Source organism: Caballeronia sp. INDeC2, assembly GCF_023631325.1.
Lineage (GTDB): Bacteria > Pseudomonadota > Gammaproteobacteria > Burkholderiales > Burkholderiaceae > Caballeronia.
Genome location: NZ_JALQDG010000018.1, coordinates 1 through 600 on the forward strand (window position 1 = coordinate 1; position 600 = coordinate 600).

The 600-nt window shown below is 53.2% G+C and carries 1 protein-coding gene and 3 tRNA genes; all 4 read right to left on the minus strand.

Annotation, left to right across the window (positions count from 1 at the left end):
- The coding region (locus NCS28_RS12680; RefSeq protein ID WP_042615313.1) for a GTP-binding protein at positions 1-83 on the minus strand (83 nt) is incomplete at its 3' end.
- A 62-nt stretch (positions 84-145) separates the two neighbouring features.
- Positions 146-220: transfer RNA gene (locus NCS28_RS12685), tRNA-Thr, on the minus strand.
- Between the two features lie 15 nt (positions 221-235).
- A tRNA-Gly gene (locus NCS28_RS12690) sits at positions 236-309 on the minus strand.
- 30 nt (positions 310-339) lie between these two features.
- Positions 340-425: transfer RNA gene (locus NCS28_RS12695), tRNA-Tyr, on the minus strand.
- Between the last annotated feature and the right edge of the window lie 175 nt (positions 426-600).

The window sequence follows — 600 nt, forward strand, 5'->3', positions numbered from 1 at the left end:
AGCGTGGTCTTGCCGTGGTCAACGTGACCGATCGTGCCCACGTTCACGTGCGGCTTGGTCCGCTCGAATTTACCTTTGGCCATTTTCGACTCCTAACAGGATTTTCGCACCTTGCGCCGCGCGCAACTTACTAGACTGATACAGCTGGTGCCCATGGGCAGGATCGAACTGCCGACCTCTCCCTTACCAAGGGAGTGCTCTACCACTGAGCCACATGGGCACTACAAACCGACACTGGAGCGGGTGAAGGGAATCGAACCCTCGTCATAAGCTTGGAAGGCTTCTGCTCTACCATTGAGCTACACCCGCGAGGGTTGGATTCCCTTACCGCTTGAATTCTGGTGGAGGAGGTTGGATTCGAACCAACGTAGGCGTAAGCCAACAGATTTACAGTCTGCCCCCTTTAGCCACTCGGGCACCCCTCCGCAGAGAACTATTGATTATGGGGTAACAACACGCCATTGTCAAGCGTTTCTTACGACCCAACGCAATCAAGGTTCTCACTTATAGATAAGATGAAAACGCAAAAACCCCACCTTGCAGGGGTGGGGTTTTTGTTTGGAGCATAAGGAGCCTGACGATTACCTACTTTCACACGGG